Here is a 16,989-nt window from a genome sequence, read left to right on the forward strand (position 1 = left end):
ATTCGTGCACGGTGCCGGACGGGAGGAGGACGAGATGAGCGCAGTCGTCGAGGTCGACAGCGCCGACGCCTGGGAGGCCGTGGTGAGCAGCTGTTTCGTCCCGCTGGCCTGCAACGACATCGAGCCCGGGTTCACCGGCCGGATGGAGCACACCCGCCTCGACGAGGGCATCTCGGTCGCGCTCGCGACCTCCTCGGGGCACAGCTCGACCCGCACCGCCCGGCTCGCTCGCGGCGCGGCTCGCGACGACCTGCACCTCTCGCTGCAGCGTTCCAGCACCGGCACGGTCTCCTCGGGTTCCCGCACCGTCGCCGTTCGCCCCGGCTCGGTCTCGGTCTATCGGGTCGATGCCCCTTACCTCGTCGACTACTCCGCACCACACCAGCAGCAGATGCTCGTGCAGGTCTCCCGCTCGTCGATGCGGCTGCCGAGCCGGATGCTCGACGCGGCGGCAGACCGGGTCGCGCTCCCTCGGATGCAGGACTCGCCGGCGGCCCGCGTCCTCTTCTCCTACGCCACCGCTCGTCCCGACGCCGAGGGCCCTGCCGAGATGGCCACGGTGGTGCGCGACCTGGCCGCGGTGATGATCCACTCCGCTTTCACCAGCGCCCCCGTCACCCCGCACACCACCGCCGGCCTGCGCCACACCGTGCGTCTGCACCTGCGCGACCAGGCTCGGGACCGTGAGCTGACCATGGACGATGTCGCCGGCCGCCACGGGGTCTCACGACGGCGGCTCTACCAGGCGTTCGAGAACTCTGGGGCCTCCCCCGCCGCCTACCTCCGCTCGGTACGCCTCGGGCTCGCCGTCGAGATGCTCTCCGCCGAACGTCCGCCGCCGGGCGGGATCACCGCCATCGCGTACGCCTGTGGCTTCAACGATCCGCTCACCTTCAGCCGGGCGTTCCGGCGGGCCCACGGCGTCACGCCGCGAGAGTGGCGGGCGGGCGAGCGGCCGCACCCCGGGTCGTAATGAGTCGCTCGCTCACAGGTCGGCCCGTAGGCTGTTCCGGTGAACGACGGCCCCCTCATCGTCCAGTCGGACAAGACGCTGCTGCTCGAGGTCGACCACGCCCGGGCAAGTGAGTGCCGCAAGGCGATCGCGCCTTTCGCCGAGCTGGAGCGGTCCCCCGAGCACATCCACACCTACCGGCTCACGCCGCTGGGTCTGTGGAACGCGCGCGCCGCCGGGCACGACGCCGAGCAGGTGGTGACACGCTGCTGGAGTTCTCCCGCTATCCGGTTCCGCACTCCCTTCTGGTCGATGTCGCCGAGACGATGGCCCGCTACGGCCGGCTGCGGCTCGAGAAGAACCCGGCCAACGGTCTGGTGCTGGTCTCCTCCGACCGGGCCGTGTTGGAGGAGGTGCTGCGGGCCAAGAAGATCTCCGGGATGCTCGGAGCCCGGGTCGACCAGGACACCGTCGTCGTCCACCCCTCCGAGCGAGGCAACCTCAAGCAGGCCCTTCTCAAGCTCGGCTGGCCGGCCGAGGACTACGCGGGCTACGTCGACGGCGAGGCCCACCCGATCTCGCTGGACACCTCCGACTGGTCGCTGCGTCCCTACCAGTCGGAGGCCGCCGAGTCGTTCTGGCACGGCGGCTCGGGCGTGGTGGTGCTCCCGTGCGGGGCCGGCAAGACGCTGGTCGGCGCGGCGGCCATGGCGCACGCGCAGGCGACCACGCTCATCCTGGTCACCAACACCGTCTCCGCGCGCCAATGGAAGGACGAGCTCGTCCGCCGCACCTCACTGACCCCGGACGAGATCGGCGAGTATTCGGGCTCGGTCAAGGAGATCCGGCCGGTCACGATCGCGACCTACCAGGTGCTGACGATGCGCCGGAAGGGCGCCTATCCGCACCTGGAGCTGCTCGACGCACGTGACTGGGGGCTGGTCGTCTATGACGAGGTCCACCTCCTCCCGGCGCCGATCTTCCGGATGACCGCCGACCTGCAGGCCCGCCGCCGGCTCGGCCTGACCGCCACGCTGGTGCGCGAGGACGGCCGCGAGGGTGATGTCTTCTCGCTGATCGGCCCCAAGCGCTACGACGCCCCGTGGAAGGACATCGAGGCGCAGGGCTGGATCGCTCCGGCGGACTGCGTCGAGGTGCGGGTGACGCTGCCGACCGACGAGCGGCTGGTCTACGCGACCGCCGAGCCCGACGAGCGCTATCGGATCGCCTCGTGCACGCACCACAAGATCGACGTGGTCAAGGAGGTCGTCGCCTCCCACGCCGGCAAGCCGACCCTGGTGATCGGGCAGTATCTCGAGCAGCTGGACGAGATCGCCGCGTCGCTGGACGCGCCGGTGATCGAGGGCAAGACGCCGGTCAAGGAGCGCCAGCGGCTCTTCGACGCGTTCCGGTCCGGCGAGATCGACCTGCTGGTCGTCTCCAAGGTCGCCAACTTCTCCATCGACCTGCCCTCGGCCGAGGTCGCGATCCAGGTCTCCGGGGCCTACGGCTCCCGCCAGGAGGAGGCCCAGCGGCTCGGCCGGCTGCTGCGGCCGGGCGACGGCAACAAGACCGCCCACTTCTACACGATCGTCTCCCGCGACACCATCGACGCCGACTTCGCGCAGAACCGCCAGCGTTTCCTGGCCGAGCAGGGTTATGCGTACCGGATCGTCGACGCGGAGTCGCTCGACGACCTCGCCTCCTGACCTCACCTCAGCCCAGCTCCACGACGCGCAGCTGATGGGGCGGCGGGCAGCTCTGCACCCACTGGTCGCAGCACTCGCGGCACAGCAGGTAGGTGTGGGTGCAGCGGTCGTCGGGGCAGAGCACGGTCACCGCGTAGGTCGCCACCTCACCGCAGGGTTCAGCGTCGCCGTCGAGGTTGCCGCAGGCGCACTCACAGCTGGGCCGCTCGCCGATCTCCTCCTCGAGCCGTTCGATCTCCTCGTCGATGGTGGGGCTGATGGTCATGACATCTCCTCCGTCTGGATCGGATGTCGTCCTCACCACCACTCAAGCAGAGACCACCGACAGTTCGGGCTCGGCGCCGGTGGCGGGCCTCACTCGTCCAGCCAGCGACCGTTCCGCATCAGGTGGCGGCCCTCGAGCTCGTTCTCCTCGCGCCACGCCTGGACCTTGGTCGGTCGCACCCGGATCAGGCTGTCGGCCCACGTGCTCGGGTCGCCGCCCTGCTTGGCCGCGTAGATCTCGAGGACCTGCTTCGGCGTACGCTCCATCGGCTCGACCTCGGTCCGGCCGTCGACGATCACCACGTCGCGCAGCTCGCCGAGCGCCAGCCGCACGGCCGGCGAGGCGGAGAGGTTGCGCTGGGTGCGCGCGCCGCCCATGCTCGCGATCCAGATCTCGCCCTCCCACCAGACGAACGAGATCGGCACCAGCCACGGCTGGTCGTCGTGGGCCGAGGCGATCCACAGATCGATGTCGTTCTCCAGCCGGGCACGGGTGTCGGCGAGTCTCTGAGCGAGCGAACGCGGGTCAGCCATGGCTTGCACCATAGCCGCGGAGCGCGCCCCGGCCCACTGCTTTCGGGGCAGGATGGGCGCATGGATTCGTGGGAGTTCGAGGCGGAGCTGTGGCCGTGGAAGGACGAGACCGATGCCTGGATCTTCGTGAGCGCTCCGCCCGAGGTCACCGAGGAGATCCGGGAGGCGTCCGCCGCGACCGGACCGCCCCGCGGCTTCGGCTCGGTGCGGGTCGAGGCGAGGATCGGCGCCACCACCTGGCGGACCTCGGTCTTCCCCGGTCAGGACGGCTACGCGCTCCCCGTCAAGAAGGACGTACGCCGCCGTGAGGACCTGGAGGTCGGCGACCGCGCGCTCGTCTCGATCACGCTGATCTGAGCGCCGCTTCCGGCCGAAAATCGCGAGCGCGTTCGCCGACCTCGTGATTGGGTCGACGCGATGAACGCGCCGATGCACGACGACGAGCTGTTGATCGACGAGGACCTGGTGCGGTCCCTGCTGGAGCGGGATCTTCCGGACCACGCCGAGCGCCCCCTTCGTCCGCTGGACTCGACCGGGTCGACGAACCGACTGTTCCGGCTCGGCGACGAGCACCTCGTACGCCTCCCGCGCCAACCCGGTGGGTCAGCGGCGATCGCCCAGGAGGCGCGCTGGACGCCGGAGCTCGCGGCCAACCTCGCGGTGGGGATCCCGGAGGTGCTGGCGGTCGGCGAGCCGGGTTTCGGCTACCCCGAGCGCTGGAGCGTCGTGCGCTGGCTCGAGGGCGAGAAGCCGGGGCCTGGCGCGGGTGACGTGACGGCCACCGACCTGGCCGGCGTGGTGACCGGGATCCGCCGGACCGAGGTGCCGCGCGAGGTCCTCACCGACGCGAAGATGCGCTGGTACCGCGGCCGTCCGATCAGCGAGTTCGACGCCGACTTCCGTTCCTGCGTGCGCGAGTGTCGCGAGCTGGCCGAGCTCGACCTGGACCTGGACGCCGTGGAGGCGGTCTGGGGCGAGGTGATGGCGCTCCCCGCTGCGACCGAGACCGAGCCGCGCTGGCTCCACGGCGACCTGCTCGCCGAGAACCTGCTGGCCCGCGACGGCCGTCTCACGGCGGTGCTCGACTTCGGCGCCCTCTCGGTCGGCGACCCGACCGTCGACCTGGTCTGCGCCTGGGAGCTGCTCGACGCCGACGGCCGCGAAGAGCTCCGCAGCCTCCTCGACCTCGACGAGGCGACCTGGCTCCGCAGCCGCGGCTGGGCGCTCTTCATCTCGGTCATGACCTTCCCCTACTACTGGAAGACGATGCCCGTACGCTGCGCCGACCGCCTCGTGATGGCCCGCGCCGCGCTGAGCTGACGCGGACCTAGCCGCGACCCTTCAGCCGCGAGCGGAGGACCATCCGGGCCGCAGGCCCCAGATCCTCGATCACCTCGACGAGCGCACCGAGCTGCTCGAGGGAGGCGAACGCCGACTCGGCGCCGGGGCGGTCGACCCCGTCGTACATCAGCAGCCCGATGAACGCCGAGCTGATCGCTCGCGAGAGCCCGGGCGTGTCCACCACGCCCTCGACCGGGCTGCCCGAGACCGCCCGCGCGACCGCCGACTCGATCTCCGCGTTCCAGCGGCCCAGCGCGTAGCGGGCCGTCTCCGCCAGCTTCTCGTCCCGCTGGGCACCGGCCAGGAGCTGGGCCATGATCGTGACGTTGCCGGCGGCGCGCTCGCGCTCGTGAAGGCCGCGGCCGATCTCGAGCAGCTCGCTCAGCGAGCCGACCTTCGCGAACTCGTCCTGGTAGAACGCCGCCGCCTCGTCCGTCGCCGCGCGGCAGGCCTCGCCGACCAGATCCATGACCGTGCCGAAGTGATAGAAGACCAAGGCCTGGTTGACGTCGGCCCGGGCGGCGATGGCCCGCGCCGAGAGCCCCGCGATGCCGTCGTCCTTGAGCAGGTCGGTCGCGGCCAGCATCAGCTTGGCCTTGGTGGGGTTCATTCTGCGGAGGGCTCCTTGGTGACGAGCAGGTTGAAGATGACCAGCGCTGCGCCGAGTATGCCTCCGGCCACCCACCCCATGAACGTGAACCCAGCCAGGAACCCGGGTTCCCCGAGCCCTTCCTCCCGCAGAACGTAACCGGCGCTCACCACCGCGCCGAGAATGCTGCCGTAGACCGCCGACCAGACCGACTGCATGAACCGGACCCGTGCTCGCCGGGTGACCGCGGCCCCGAAGAGCACACCCATCGCCCCGGTCACCAGCACGAGGGCGAGGAAGTAGGGCCCGTCGTCGTCGCTCCAGAGATCGCCTCCGGAGAAGACGACGCGAGTGACCAGCAGGAACGTCAGGCCGGCGGACACGAGACCAGGCCAGACCCGGTCGGCGAGCACCGACCGCGGCAGCAGCGCAGCGGGCGCGACCAGGAGCGCTGCGGCCAGGCCGGTGATCGCACCCAGCGGCACGCCGACCATCGCGCCGTAGACGGTTCCCACCACGGGGATGAAGACCGTGCCGAGACCGCCGCCCACCACGAGCCCCAGAACCACCCCGAAGAGCCAGCCCCGGCAGAAAGCACCGAACAACACCTGCAGCACCGACGACATCCGACCAGCCACGTACGCCTCCCACATCGACTTTGAGCGATTGCTCAAAACCAAGGTAGCGCAAATATTGAGCGATCGCTCAAAACCGCCTACGGTCGCAGCATGAAGATCGTCATCCCCGGTGGGACCGGGCAGGTCGGAGGCATCCTGCGGCGTGCCTGGAGCGCGCACGGACACGACGTCGTGGTGCTCTCGCGCCACCCCGGACGGCTGGAGCCGGGCGTACGTCATCTCGCCTGGGACGGCCGGACGATCGGCCCCTGGGCGGCGGAGATCGACGACGCGGACGTGGTCGTGAACCTCGCCGGGCGCACCGTGAGCTGTCGCTACACCGACGCCAACCTGAAGCAGATGATGGACTCGCGGGTCGAGTCGACCCGGGTGGTCGGCGAGGCGATCTCGCGCGCCTCGAGGCCGCCGCAGACCTGGCTGCAGATGAGCACGGCGACCATCTATGCCCACCGCTTCGACGGCCCCAACGACGAGGCCACCGGGATCATCGGCGGCGACGAGCCCGGCGTGCCGGACTATTGGGAGTTCTCCACCCGCATCGCGAAGCGCTGGGAGGCCGGGCAGGCCGCCGCCCGCACCCCTGCGACCCGCAAGGTCGCGCTCCGCTCGGCGATGGTGATGAGCCCCGACCGGGGCGGTGTCTTCGACGTCCTCCTCACCATGACCCGCCTCGGCCTCGGCGGGCCCGTCGCCGGCGGCAGGCAGTTCGTGTCCTGGATCCACGAGACCGACTTCGTACGCGCCTGCGACCTGCTCATCGCCCGCGATGACCTCTCGGGCCCGGTGAACCTGGCCGCGCCCGGACCGCTCCCCCAGCGCGACCTGATGCGGACGCTGCGTCGGGAGGCGGGCGTGCCGGTCGGGCTGGCGGCGACCCGATGGATGGCCGAGATCGGCGCCTGGGCGATGCGCTCCGACACCGAGCTGCTGCTCAAGAGCCGACGGGTCACGCCGAAGCGGCTGACCGAGGCGGGCTTCGAGTTCGAGCACGCCGAGTGGGGCTCGGCCGTCCGCGACCTCGTCGCAAGGAGCGGGCGGAGAAACCGTTGGCATCGGCCGGCCGCCTCGACCACGATGGAGGGATGACCCGCGCGACCTGGCAGCCCCGCCCCGACGACGCCGAGACCCTGCGCCGGTTCTTCGGCAAGGACGGGCGCCTGCTCACGATCCCCTCGAAGCACGTCAAGAAGCTGGTCGTGCTCAACCGGCTGGCGCAGGAGTTCGAGCCCGGGAAGGTCTACCCCGAGCACGAGGTCAACGAGATCCTCGGCAGGTTCCACGAGGATCACGCCGCGCTCCGCCGCTACCTCTACGAGGAGGGGTTCATGATGCGCGAGGACAGCTACTACTGGCGCGACGGCGGCAGTGTCGAGGTCTGAGGAACGCTGCGCCGAGAGATCCGGCATGATCACCCCATGACGATGCCGGACCAGACGGGCCAGCCAGCGCCCGGCCAGCCGCCCGTGGGGTGGATCGACCTGACCATCCAGGGCAGCCACATGACCTCCAACATGATCGTGCCGACGGTGCTGCTCAACGGCCACAAGATGCCGACGCAGTACGGCCGGAACGTCTTCCCGGTGCCCCCGGGTCACTGGACGGTCGAGATGTACGCCCAGTGGACCTGGAAGTTCGGCAAGGCATCGCTGACCTGCGACGTCGCCGAGGGCCAGACCGTGCCGGTCTTCTACGCCGCGCCGATGACCGGGTTCAGCAAGGGCGCGATCGGCCATGAGAAGCAGAAGAAGCCCGGGGTGCTCGGTTTCGTCCTGCTGATGGTCTTCCTGCTGGTCTTCATCGTCGGTCTCGTCGCGCTCGGGGTGGTGGCCGGCTAGGAGTGTCGGTGGTCACCGATAGCGTCAGCCGTGTGACGACCACCGAATCTCGCGGACGAAGCGAAGCCCCGGGCAGCCGACGGGGCTACGCGGTCCTCGATGTCGAGACGACGGGGCTCGACCCCTATCGCGACCGTGTGATCCAGGTGGCCATCCGGCAGATCTCCGCCGACGGCACCGCCGAGTCGGAGTGGGAGACCCTGGTCAACCCCGGCGCCGGCGTCGACCCCGGCCCGGTCGAGGTCCACGGCCTGACCAGCGCCGACCTCGCCGGCGCCCCGCTTTTCCGCGACGTCGCCGCAACCATCGCCCAGCGCCTGGCGGGCCGGGTCTTCGTGGCTCACAACGCCGCCTTCGACTGGACGTTCGTGGCCGTGGAGTCGGACCGTGCGGGCGTACGCCTCGAGGTACTCGACTGGCTGTGCACGATGCGGTTCGCCAAGGCGCTGGCCCTGGAGGTGCCCGACAAGTCGCTGGCCTCGATCGCGGCCTACTACGCGGTCGAGCAGCTGAAGGCTCACGACGCCGGCGACGACACCCGGGTGGCCGCCGAGATCCTGCTGCGCGAGCTCGCCGACGCCGACCGCGCCGGACTGGCGATGCCGCTGGTCGCCTGCAACACCGTGCGACACCGGCTGAAGCGAGGCGTACGCCGCCGGCTCAGCCGGCTCTGGCGACCGCAGCGCTGACAGATCGTCCCGCCAGACGGGACATCCTCCGCAGAGATGCAACCGAATGACCCCGCTCGGACATCAGTATCTCGTCGGCCCTCTCATCGTTGAAGGGCCATGGTCCGGAGCGAGGCGAAGAAGATGGTCAAGCGGGGAACGATCACCGGGACGCTCGCCGTCCTGCTGGCAACCACGTTCGCGGGGTGCGCCACGGAGCCTGCCTCCGCGCCGGCATCAGAGGCGCCGACGCCCTCCACCGCCGCCTCCTCGCCGAGCCCGTCGACCTCACCGAGCGATAGTCCGTCGGCCACACCGACACCCAGCAGGAAGCCGGAGCCCGAGCCGAAGCCGTCCCCGACCTCGGGTCCGCGCCTGTTCGGCAAGAGCGACAGCGGTGACGACGTACGCGAGCTCCAGGCTCGGCTGAAGCAGATCGGCTGGTTCAACGCAGGCGTGACCGGGTTCTACGGCGACGTCACAACCGAGGCCGTCTCCGGTTTCCAGGCGAAGCGCGGCATCGCGGTCACCGGCTTCGTCGACCAGACCACGCTCGACCGGCTGCACGCGATGACCCGCGAGCCCACCGAGGCCGAGCTGACCGACGCCCCGCCGCCGGTGCCGGCCGGCAAGCTCGACCCGCGCTGTCTGACGGGCCGCGTGCTGTGTATCGACAAATCGACCTCGGTGCTCCGCTGGGTCGTCGGCGGCAACGTGCAGCTGAGCGTCGAGGTGCGGTTCGGCTCGCAGGAGCTGCCGACGCGTGAGGGGCAGTTCTCGGTCTTCGCGAAGAGCCGCGACCACGTCTCCTCGATCTACAAGACGCCGATGCCGTTCGCGATGTTCTTCTCCGGCGGGCAGGCGGTCCACTACTCCCCCGACTTCGCCGCCAACGGCTACAACGGCGCCTCCCACGGCTGCGTCAACGTGCGTGACCACGGTGCGATCACCTCGCTCTACGACCAGGTGAACATCGGCGACGGGGTCGTCGTCTACTGGTCCTGACGGGCCTGGCACGCCCCACCCAGGAGTGGGCTACGTCTCACTGTCCGACCTGCGGCGACGATTCCTGGCAGGTCCGCGGACGGCCTACCCTTGAGCCATGAAGGCGCTGCTCCTGGAGAACATCCATCCCGTCGCTGTCGAGAACCTCGAGAAGGCCGGCTTCGAGGTCGAGCTGCGCAGCAAGTCGCTCTCCGAGGACGAGCTGGTGGCCGCCCTTCCGGGCGTGACGCTGCTCGGCATCCGGTCCAACACCCACATCACTCCGCGGGTGCTGGACGCGGCCACCGACCTGAAGGCGATCGGTTGCTTCTGCATCGGCACCAACCAGGTCGACCTGCCCGCAGCCGCCGAGCGCGGCATCGCGGTCTTCAACGCTCCCTACTCCAACACCCGTTCGGTCGTCGAGCTGGTCATCGGCTACATCATCTCCCTGGCCCGGCGCCTGCCGGAGAAGACCGAGAAGATGCACGCCGGCATCTGGGACAAGTCCGCGAAGGGATCCCACGAGGTCCGCGGCCGCACGCTCGGCATCATCGGCTACGGCAACATCGGCACCCAGCTCTCCAACGTCGCCGAGGCCCTCGGCTTCTACGTCATCTTCTACGACATCGCCGACCGGCTGGCCCACGGCAACGCCCGCCGGATGAAGTCGCTGGACGCGCTCCTGGCCGAGGCCGACGTGGTCTCGATCCACATCGACGGACGCCCGGGCAACCTCGGCATGTTCGGCGAGGAGCAGTTCGCGAAGATGAAGCCGCGCTCGCTGTTCATCAACGCCGCGCGCGGCTTCCTGGTCGACAACGACGCGCTCCGCAAGCACATCGAGTCCGGTCACATCGCCGGCGCGGCGCTCGACGTCTTCCCGGTCGAGCCCAAGGCCCAGGGCGACGCCTTCGAGAGCCCGCTGCAGGGCCTCGACAACGTCATCCTCACGCCCCACGTGGGCGGCTCCACGCAGGAGGCCCAGGAGGAGATCGGCTGGTTCGTCTCCGGCAAGCTGCGCGACTTCGTCCGCTCCGGGTCGACCGCGCTCAGCGTCAACCTGCCGGCCGTCCAGCCGCCGCCGCTGGGTGACGGTGCGCGGCTCGCGCTGCTGCACGACAGCGTCCCGGGCGTGCTCGCCGAGCTCAACAACCTGCTCGCCTCCGAGGGCGTCAACGTGACCGGTCAATACCTCTCCACCGCCGGGGAGACCGGCTTCGTGGTCACCGACGTCACCGACGTACCTCCGACGACGCTGGAGAAGATCGCGGGCAACCCGCACACCAGGTGGGTGCGCGTCTACCACGCGTGACGCTAGCGTTCTGGGCTATGGATCTCCCTCGACATTGGCCGCTGCCGGACGCCACCGATCTCCGCGATGACGTCCTGGCAGCGTACGACGAGCCGACCCGCCGCTATCACGACCTCCGCCACCTCACCGAGGTGCTGGAGCGGATCGAGCAGCTGCACGAAGAGGGGGAGCAGTTCGACCCCGTCACGGTGACGCTGGCGGCGTTCTTCCACGACTCCGTCTACGACGGGGAGCGAGACGCCGAGGAGCGCTCGGCGGCGTGGGCCGAGGATGCCCTCGGCGACCACCTGGACGCCGAGGCGGTGGCCGAGGTCGCCCGCCTGGTGCGGCTGACCGAGACCCACGACCCCGAGCCCGACGACCACGGCGGCCGGGTGCTCTCCGACGCCGACCTGGCCATTCTGGCGGCCCCCTCCGAGCGCTACGCGGAGTACGCCGCCAGCGTCCGCGAGGAGTACCAGCACCTCTCCGACGAGGAGTTCCGCGTCGGTCGCGCCCAGGTGCTGGAGCGGCTGCTGGAGAAGGAGTCGCTCTTCTCCACCCCGTTCGCACGGATCAGCTGGGAGGCCGCCGCCCGGGCCAACATCGCGGCCGAGCTCGAGGCGCTCACGGCGTATCTGTCACCTGATCGATAACAATTCGATCGGAACCGCTCGGCGGTGACAGAATTCGTCGGTGAACTTCCAGACCTACGCCGAGCTGTGGCGGATCCCTGACGTTCGCCGCATCCTGGTGCTGGGAGTGTTCCTGCGCATCCCGATGCCGGCGAGCGCCGTGATCGTGACGCTCCACGTGGTCGGCCCGCTCGACCGCTCCTACGCGGAGGCCGGCCTGGTCTCGACGGTGCTCGCGATCGCGATGGCCATCTCCAACCCGTGGCTCGGCCGGCTCCTCGACCGCGTCGGCCTGCGGCGTACGGTCCTGCTGCCGCTGACGGTCCTGCCGTTCGCCTGGTCGATCGCGCCCTGGGTCGGCTACGTCCCGCTCCTCGGCCTGGTCGCCGCCGCCGGCCTCTTCACCGTGCCGTCGTTCTCGATCGTGCGCCAGGTGATGCTGCGCTCGGTCGGGCCCGGGAAGCGCACCGCGGCGCTGAGCGCCGACTCGGTCATGACCGAGCTCTGCTTCATGGTCGGGCCACTGATCGGCGTGCTCGGCGCCAGCTATCTCGGCACCTCCTGGGCGCTGCTGCTGATCCAGTGGCTCGGCATCCTCGCCGCCGTCGTGCTCTGGCTGTTCAACCCCACGATCACGGAGGGCGAGCCGGCCCTCCCGGCCGACGCGGCCCCGCTGACCACCGCATCCGCAACTCGCCGTACCAGGCTCCCGTCATGGGTCAACCCGGGTGTCACGCTCCTCCTCATCGGCACTTTCTCGGCCTCGCTCATCCTCGTCGCCGAGGACCTCGGCACCGTGGCGGCGATGCGCGAGTTCGAGCGGACCACGCTGCTCGGTCTGGTGATGGCGATCTGGGCGTCCGGCTCGCTGATCGGCGCGATCGTCTACGGCGCGCTCAACCGGCACCCCTCCGCCGCGGTGATGCTGGTGCTGCTCGGCGCGACGACGGTGCTCACCGCGTTCGCCTGGGGGCCGATCTCGTTCACGGCGCTGCTCCTGCTCAGCGGCTTCTTCTGCGCGCCCAGCCTCACCGCCGCGCTCGAGGCGATCACCAGCAACGTCCCCTCGACCGTACGCGGCGAGGTGATGGGCTGGCACGGCTCGGCCATCACCCTCGGCAGCGCCGTCGGCGCCCCCACCGCCGGGTACGCCATCGACCTGACCGGCTGGCAGGGCGGCTTCCTCTTCGGCGGCGGGCTCGGCCTGCTGATCGCCGGCGCCGTCTGGTTCACCACTCGCCGGATGTCCACCCCCGCGGAGGCGTCGCTCCCGTCGGGCGAGAGGTCGCCCGCGGCGGCCGAGTAGTCGGCTAGCGAGGCTTCCGGCGCCGCAGACCGGCGGCCAGGAGTGCCGAGACGAGGGCCCGGGATGTGACCTCCACGGCGCCCGCGGCGACCATGTCGGCGTACGCCTCGGCGGGGACGTCGTAGTGGTCGCGGTCGAAGCCGCGGGCCGGGATCCCCACCCGGCTCGCGAAGGCGTGCAGCTCCTCGTAGGAGGTGTCGCTGGCGAGGTGCGACCACATCCGGCCACGGCTGGGTACGTTCGGCGGGTCGATGAGGATCACGGGCAACATTGTCGGGGATCGCCCGGCCGATCGCCCACGGCTCCCTTGACTGGTCCGCAAGAATGGTCGGGATGAACACGACAGTGCTGTTCGAGGCTCGGGCGAGGGTGCTCCACGACCTCGACGCTCGCGGACTCGCCGGCGCGGCCGCGGTCTCCGCCCTCGAGGACGCGATGACCGAGCGCGGCTGGTGGGTCGAGCAGTGGCCCGAGGGCAAGGCCTACGTCGCCGGCCTGGTCGCCCAGGACGTCCAGGACCTGCTCTTCGACGGGGAGACCTCCGCGCGCTGGCCGGTGTGCACCACCTGCCCGCCCGAGGCGCCGGTCCACTCGCTCCACATCACGCCCGACCTGGGCGGTCCCGACCCGATCTGGGTCTGCGAGGAGAGCGGCGACGTGGTCGCGCCCCTCGGCGATCTCTGACCGCGCAGCAAAGTTTCCGAGATTGGCCCTCAGGAAGGGCCGAGCTGCAGGTGCAGCGCGTAGCGGTCGGCCCGGTAGACGGAGCGGCACACCTCGACGAAGCGGTCGCCGGCGACCGACTTCCGCTGCCTGCGGAGCACGGGCACGCCGACGGAGAGGCCCAGCAGCGTGGCCTCCTCGATGTTGGCGACGTCGGCCCGGAAGGTGTCGTCGACCCACGAGGGCCGCAGCTTCCGTCTCTCCAGCTCGGCGTAGAGACTGGTCGGCGTGACGCGGTCGAGCAGCCCGGGCAGGATCGTCTCGTCGAGGTAGACGTCCTCGATGCAGATCGGCACCCCGGCGCCGCGCCGCAGGCGGCGCCAGTGGACGACGGCCGCACCCTCCTCGAGGCACAGCGCACGGGCGATCGTCGGGCCTGCCTTCTCCCGGCCGAGCAGCAGGGTCTCCGAGGAGGCCTGCATCCCTCGGCGGGCCATCTCCTCGCTGAACCCGAGCACCGGGCTCGGCGTCCGCCGCGGCCGCGCCACGAAGGTGCCGCGGCCCGGGATCCTGACCAGCAGCCCCTCGCTGACCAGCGTGTCGAGGGCCTGTCGCACCGTGGCCCGGGCGACGCTGAACTTCTGCACGAGCTCACGCTCGGACGGCGCGGCGGCACCAGGGCTCTCGTTGCGGATCAGCTCCCGGACGTACTCCCGGATCTGGACGTGCTTGAGCGACCGCTCCCCCTCCACAGACCGGACCATGAGCAGAGCGTAGGTGTACGCCTCGTCCACGTCCCGGCTTTCCGTCAAGTTGTGACATTGCAATGAGATGAGGCGATTCAGGTGCAACGAAACATCGATGGCCGATTTCAGTAGAACAAGTGTTCGATCACGAGGTATGCTCCAGGGGTGGACTTCCAGGGAACACTCTTCGCGCCCGACGCCGACGAGACCACCGAGACCTACGAGCGGGTCGGGCTGACCCGCGGCGCCTGGGTGGACATCTCTCGCAGCTGGCTGCCCGATCCCGACGACGTCTTCGAGGCGATGATCAACGACGTCCCCTGGCGCGAGGAGCGCCGGCAGATGTACGACCGGGTCGTCGATGTCCCCCGCCTGCTTCACACCTACCTGCAGGGCGACCCGCTCCCCCACCCGCGCCTGGCCGAGGCCCGCGGCCGTCTCACCGCTCACTACCTGCCCGAGCTCGGCGAGCCGTTCGTGACCGCCGGCTGCTGCTACTACCGCGACGGCAACGACTCGGTCGCCTGGCACGGCGACCGCATCGGCCGCGGCCGCAGCAACGACACGATGGTCGCGATCGTCTCCGTCGGCGACCCCCGCCGCCTCGCGCTGCGCCCCCAGGGCGGCGGCAAGGGCATGAGCATCGAGATGGGTCACGGTGACCTCGTCGTCATGGGTGGCTCCTGCCAGCGCACCTGGGAGCACGCCATCCCCAAGGTCTCCTCCGCGGGGCCCCGGATCTCGATCCAGTTCCGCCCCCGCAACGTCTTCTGAGACTGCCCGGAGCCGGGTCCGAGATGCGATCCGTACGCTGGTAGGAAAGGATGGACCGACAGCCGACGCCCCTGGAGCCGCCTTGACCACCACCGCACCGCCCCTCGCCCCTCCGACCGCCGAGGAGATCGCCAGGGCGAAGGAGATCGTCGGGCGGGTCAGCACCGCCTTCAGCAGCCGCGTGGTCGGCCAGGAACGCCTTCGCACCGCGCTGTTGATCGCGCTCCTCTCCGAGGGGCACGTGCTGCTCGAGAGCGTGCCGGGGCTCGCGAAGACGCTGGCCGCCTCGACCCTGTCGCAGACGGTGGAGGCGCAGTTCTCCAGGATCCAGTGCACCCCTGACCTGCTGCCGAGCGACATCATCGGCACCCAGGTCTACGACCAGCGCAACCACGAGTTCGAGACCCAGCTCGGGCCGGTGCACGCCAACTTCGTGCTGCTCGACGAGATCAACCGCTCGTCCGCGAAGACCCAGAGCGCGATGCTCGAGGCGATGCAGGAGCGGCAGACCTCGATCGCCGGTCACGTCCACCCGTTGCCGCGGCCGTTCATGGTGCTCGCCACCCAGAACCCGATCGAGGAGGAGGGCACCTACGTCCTCCCCCACGCGCAGATGGACCGGTTCCTCCTCAAGGAGATCGTCAACTACCCCAGCGACTCCGAGGAGCTCGTCGTCCTCGAGCGCATCGAGGCCGGCACCCTCGGCCCCGACCACGAGCAGACCCGCCCGGTGGCCAACCCGGAGGACGTGATCTGGCTCCAGGAGCTGGCCAAACGGGTCTACGTCGACCCGGCGATCAAGCGCTACATCGTGGCGCTGGTCCAGGCCACCCGCAACGCGACCCAGCTGCTCGGCCCGGAGACCGGCTCCTACGTCGAGATCGGCGCCTCGCCGCGTGCCTCGATCGCGTTCCTGCAGGCCTCTCGTGCCGCGGCGCTGCTGCTCGGCCGCTCCTACGTCACCCCGGAGGACGTCCGCGAGCTGCGCCACGGCATCCTGCGCCACCGTCTCCACCTCAGCTTCGAGGCGCTGGCCGAAAAGGTCCAGCCCGAGATGCTGGTCGACGCGCTGGTCCGCGCGGTCCCCAGCCCCTGACCTGAGCCCCTGACCTGAGCACCGAGATGTCGACGTACCTCCCCCGGATCCGCACGCGGCTGATGATCCATGCCCACCGCAAGGTGGTCGGCCTGCTCGACGGGGAGTACGCATCCCTGCAGACCGGGCGCAGCATGGACTTCCACGACCTGCGTGAGTACGTCCCGGGCGACGACGTGAAGGACATCGACTGGAAGGCGACGGCCCGCTCCCGGAGCCTGCTGGTCAAGCGGTTCACCGCCGAGCGCCAGCATCTGGTGCTCCTCGCGATCTCGACCGGCCGGAGCATGGCGGCCCAGGCGACCGGCACCACCACCAAGCGTGACCTGGCGATCTTCACCGCCGGCCTGGTCGGCTGGCTCGGCGTGCGCCACGGCGACAAGGTCGCGGTCGCCTACGGCGACTCGGAGACCCAGAAGCTGACCAAGCCCGCCGACACCGAGGTCGCGCTCGAGCGTGCGCTGGGACAGGCCCACGACGCCATCACCCCCGATGCCGCCGAGGCCGACATCGTCGCGGTGCTGCGCCACATCGCCACCAACGTACGCCGCCGGGCGATCCTGCTGGTCGTGACCGACGAACACTCGCTCAGCGACGAGATGGCCGCCGTCCTGCGACGCCTCACCGTCCAGCACGAGGTGCTGGTCGCCGGCATCGACGACCTCGACCCCACCACCGCCGTGCCCGGGGCCGCCCCGCGGGTCGACATCGACACCGTCGCCGCTCTCCCGGAGTGGCTCAGCGGCGACCCGGTCCTCCAGGCCCAGTACGCCGAGCTGGCCGCCGCCGAGGAGCACGGTCTGCGCGGCACCCTGGACCGCCTCGGCATCGCCTACCAGCGCGTCCACGACGACACCACCGCGATCGGTGCGGTCTTCCATCTCCTGGAGAGGCACCGGCATGCGCGGCGGTAAGAGCCTGTCCCCGTGCCCAGCGCCTTGCTGCACGTCGTCCAGGGCGT

Annotated in this window: 21 protein-coding genes and 1 pseudogene; 16 read left to right on the plus strand and 6 right to left on the minus strand. The window is 70.3% G+C overall.

What is annotated here, in order from left to right; genetic code table 11:
• The first annotated feature begins 34 nt into the window (after positions 1–34).
• On the plus strand, positions 35–973 hold the full coding sequence (locus IEY81_RS11940; protein WP_189118697.1) for a helix-turn-helix transcriptional regulator: 939 nt from the start codon (positions 35–37) through the stop codon (positions 971–973).
• Positions 974–1,012: 39 nt separating this feature from the next.
• Positions 1,013–2,661, plus strand: a pseudogene (locus IEY81_RS11945) (DNA repair helicase XPB).
• A 7-nt stretch (positions 2,662–2,668) separates the two neighbouring features.
• Here the strand turns inward: IEY81_RS11945 and IEY81_RS11950 are convergent.
• A complete protein-coding gene (locus IEY81_RS11950; protein ID WP_189118698.1) occupies positions 2,669–2,926 on the minus strand; it encodes a hypothetical protein in 258 nt (85 codons plus the stop codon).
• A gap of 89 nt (positions 2,927–3,015) precedes the next feature.
• Entirely contained in the window at positions 3,016–3,459 is a 444-nt protein-coding gene (locus IEY81_RS11955; RefSeq protein ID WP_229787760.1) for a pyridoxamine 5'-phosphate oxidase family protein, read from the minus strand.
• Positions 3,460–3,519: 60 nt separating this feature from the next.
• On the opposite strand from IEY81_RS11955, the gene IEY81_RS11960 reads away from it, so the two are divergent.
• Both IEY81_RS11960 and IEY81_RS11965 read left to right on the plus strand, forming a co-directional pair.
• Complete coding sequence (locus IEY81_RS11960; protein ID WP_189118700.1) at positions 3,520–3,816, plus strand: DUF1905 domain-containing protein; 297 nt, start codon at positions 3,520–3,522, stop codon at positions 3,814–3,816.
• A 60-nt stretch (positions 3,817–3,876) separates the two neighbouring features.
• Positions 3,877–4,779 (plus strand): aminoglycoside phosphotransferase family protein, encoded by a 903-nt coding sequence (locus IEY81_RS11965; RefSeq protein ID WP_189118701.1) that lies wholly within the window; start codon positions 3,877–3,879, stop codon positions 4,777–4,779.
• A 7-nt stretch (positions 4,780–4,786) separates the two neighbouring features.
• Here the strand turns inward: IEY81_RS11965 and IEY81_RS11970 are convergent, their stop codons facing one another.
• Both IEY81_RS11970 and IEY81_RS11975 read right to left on the minus strand, forming a co-directional pair.
• Entirely contained in the window at positions 4,787–5,410 is a 624-nt protein-coding gene (locus tag IEY81_RS11970) for a TetR/AcrR family transcriptional regulator (RefSeq protein ID WP_189118702.1), read from the minus strand.
• Positions 5,407–6,006, minus strand: coding sequence for a hypothetical protein (locus tag IEY81_RS11975; protein WP_229787763.1), 600 nt, complete (start codon positions 6,004–6,006; stop codon positions 5,407–5,409). Before IEY81_RS11975 ends, IEY81_RS11970 begins: the two co-directional genes overlap by 4 nt.
• Before the next feature lie 111 nt (positions 6,007–6,117).
• Here IEY81_RS11975 and IEY81_RS11980 point away from each other — a divergent pair, with 111 nt between their 5' ends.
• The 8 genes from IEY81_RS11980 to IEY81_RS12015 all read left to right on the plus strand — a co-directional run bounded on the left by IEY81_RS11980 (position 6,118) and on the right by IEY81_RS12015 (position 12,749).
• Complete coding sequence (locus IEY81_RS11980) at positions 6,118–7,113, plus strand: epimerase (protein WP_189118704.1); 996 nt, start codon at positions 6,118–6,120, stop codon at positions 7,111–7,113.
• Positions 7,110–7,406, plus strand: coding sequence for a DUF2087 domain-containing protein (locus IEY81_RS11985; RefSeq protein WP_189118705.1), 297 nt, complete (start codon positions 7,110–7,112; stop codon positions 7,404–7,406). Before IEY81_RS11980 ends, IEY81_RS11985 begins: the two co-directional genes overlap by 4 nt.
• A gap of 36 nt (positions 7,407–7,442) precedes the next feature.
• Positions 7,443–7,862, plus strand: a complete 420-nt coding sequence (locus IEY81_RS11990) for a hypothetical protein (protein WP_189118706.1) — start codon at positions 7,443–7,445, stop codon at positions 7,860–7,862.
• 32 nt (positions 7,863–7,894) lie between these two features.
• Entirely contained in the window at positions 7,895–8,551 is a 657-nt protein-coding gene (locus IEY81_RS11995) for an exonuclease domain-containing protein (protein WP_189118707.1), read from the plus strand.
• A 99-nt stretch (positions 8,552–8,650) separates the two neighbouring features.
• On the plus strand, positions 8,651–9,535 hold the full coding sequence (locus IEY81_RS12000; RefSeq protein WP_189118708.1) for a L,D-transpeptidase family protein: 885 nt from the start codon (positions 8,651–8,653) through the stop codon (positions 9,533–9,535).
• A gap of 97 nt (positions 9,536–9,632) precedes the next feature.
• A complete protein-coding gene (serA, locus tag IEY81_RS12005) occupies positions 9,633–10,829 on the plus strand; it encodes a phosphoglycerate dehydrogenase (RefSeq protein WP_189118709.1) in 1,197 nt (398 codons plus the stop codon).
• Positions 10,830–10,846: 17 nt separating this feature from the next.
• Complete coding sequence (locus tag IEY81_RS12010) at positions 10,847–11,464, plus strand: HD domain-containing protein (RefSeq protein WP_229787765.1); 618 nt, start codon at positions 10,847–10,849, stop codon at positions 11,462–11,464.
• Positions 11,465–11,504: 40 nt separating this feature from the next.
• Positions 11,505–12,749, plus strand: a complete 1,245-nt coding sequence (locus tag IEY81_RS12015) for an MFS transporter (protein ID WP_189118711.1) — start codon at positions 11,505–11,507, stop codon at positions 12,747–12,749.
• A gap of 4 nt (positions 12,750–12,753) precedes the next feature.
• Here the strand turns inward: IEY81_RS12015 and IEY81_RS12020 are convergent, their stop codons facing one another.
• Positions 12,754–13,020, minus strand: a complete 267-nt coding sequence (locus IEY81_RS12020; RefSeq protein WP_189118712.1) for a DUF4031 domain-containing protein — start codon at positions 13,018–13,020, stop codon at positions 12,754–12,756.
• A gap of 62 nt (positions 13,021–13,082) precedes the next feature.
• Here IEY81_RS12020 and IEY81_RS12025 point away from each other — a divergent pair, with 62 nt between their 5' ends.
• Positions 13,083–13,433 (plus strand): DUF8819 family protein, encoded by a 351-nt coding sequence (locus IEY81_RS12025; protein ID WP_189118713.1) that lies wholly within the window; start codon positions 13,083–13,085, stop codon positions 13,431–13,433.
• Positions 13,434–13,462: 29 nt separating this feature from the next.
• On the opposite strand, the gene IEY81_RS12030 is transcribed toward IEY81_RS12025, so the two are convergent.
• Entirely contained in the window at positions 13,463–14,176 is a 714-nt protein-coding gene (locus IEY81_RS12030; RefSeq protein ID WP_189118714.1) for a GntR family transcriptional regulator, read from the minus strand.
• 147 nt (positions 14,177–14,323) lie between these two features.
• On the opposite strand from IEY81_RS12030, the gene IEY81_RS12035 reads away from it, so the two are divergent.
• The 3 genes from IEY81_RS12035 (at position 14,324) to IEY81_RS12045 (ending at position 16,942) form a co-directional block, all read left to right on the plus strand.
• Complete coding sequence (locus IEY81_RS12035) at positions 14,324–14,932, plus strand: alpha-ketoglutarate-dependent dioxygenase AlkB (protein ID WP_189118715.1); 609 nt, start codon at positions 14,324–14,326, stop codon at positions 14,930–14,932.
• An 82-nt stretch (positions 14,933–15,014) separates the two neighbouring features.
• A complete protein-coding gene (locus tag IEY81_RS12040; RefSeq protein ID WP_189118716.1) occupies positions 15,015–16,028 on the plus strand; it encodes an AAA family ATPase in 1,014 nt (337 codons plus the stop codon).
• A gap of 26 nt (positions 16,029–16,054) precedes the next feature.
• Positions 16,055–16,942: a DUF58 domain-containing protein gene (locus IEY81_RS12045; RefSeq protein WP_189118717.1), complete on the plus strand. Its 888-nt coding sequence runs from the start codon at positions 16,055–16,057 to the stop codon at positions 16,940–16,942.
• Positions 16,943–16,989: the final 47 nt, after the last annotated feature.

This window comes from Nocardioides luteus (assembly GCF_014648595.1).
Taxonomy (GTDB): domain Bacteria; phylum Actinomycetota; class Actinomycetes; order Propionibacteriales; family Nocardioidaceae; genus Nocardioides; species Nocardioides luteus.

Coding starts and splice junctions, on each gene's coding strand:
- IEY81_RS11940 (WP_189118697.1), top strand. CDS start 35: ATGAGCGCAGTCGTCGAGGTCGACAGCGCCGACGCCTGGGAGGCCGTG.
- IEY81_RS11950 (WP_189118698.1), bottom strand. CDS start 2,926: ATGACCATCAGCCCCACCATCGACGAGGAGATCGAACGGCTCGAGGAG.
- IEY81_RS11955 (WP_229787760.1), bottom strand. CDS start 3,459: ATGGCTGACCCGCGTTCGCTCGCTCAGAGACTCGCCGACACCCGTGCC.
- IEY81_RS11960 (WP_189118700.1), top strand. CDS start 3,520: ATGGATTCGTGGGAGTTCGAGGCGGAGCTGTGGCCGTGGAAGGACGAG.
- IEY81_RS11965 (WP_189118701.1), top strand. CDS start 3,877: ATGAACGCGCCGATGCACGACGACGAGCTGTTGATCGACGAGGACCTG.
- IEY81_RS11970 (WP_189118702.1), bottom strand. CDS start 5,410: ATGAACCCCACCAAGGCCAAGCTGATGCTGGCCGCGACCGACCTGCTC.
- IEY81_RS11980 (WP_189118704.1), top strand. CDS start 6,118: ATGAAGATCGTCATCCCCGGTGGGACCGGGCAGGTCGGAGGCATCCTG.
- IEY81_RS11985 (WP_189118705.1), top strand. CDS start 7,110: ATGACCCGCGCGACCTGGCAGCCCCGCCCCGACGACGCCGAGACCCTG.
- IEY81_RS11990 (WP_189118706.1), top strand. CDS start 7,443: ATGACGATGCCGGACCAGACGGGCCAGCCAGCGCCCGGCCAGCCGCCC.
- IEY81_RS12000 (WP_189118708.1), top strand. CDS start 8,651: ATGGTCCGGAGCGAGGCGAAGAAGATGGTCAAGCGGGGAACGATCACC.
- serA (WP_189118709.1), top strand. CDS start 9,633: ATGAAGGCGCTGCTCCTGGAGAACATCCATCCCGTCGCTGTCGAGAAC.
- IEY81_RS12010 (WP_229787765.1), top strand. CDS start 10,847: ATGGATCTCCCTCGACATTGGCCGCTGCCGGACGCCACCGATCTCCGC.
- IEY81_RS12020 (WP_189118712.1), bottom strand. CDS start 13,020: ATGTTGCCCGTGATCCTCATCGACCCGCCGAACGTACCCAGCCGTGGC.
- IEY81_RS12025 (WP_189118713.1), top strand. CDS start 13,083: ATGAACACGACAGTGCTGTTCGAGGCTCGGGCGAGGGTGCTCCACGAC.
- IEY81_RS12030 (WP_189118714.1), bottom strand. CDS start 14,176: ATGGTCCGGTCTGTGGAGGGGGAGCGGTCGCTCAAGCACGTCCAGATC.
- IEY81_RS12045 (WP_189118717.1), top strand. CDS start 16,055: ATGTCGACGTACCTCCCCCGGATCCGCACGCGGCTGATGATCCATGCC.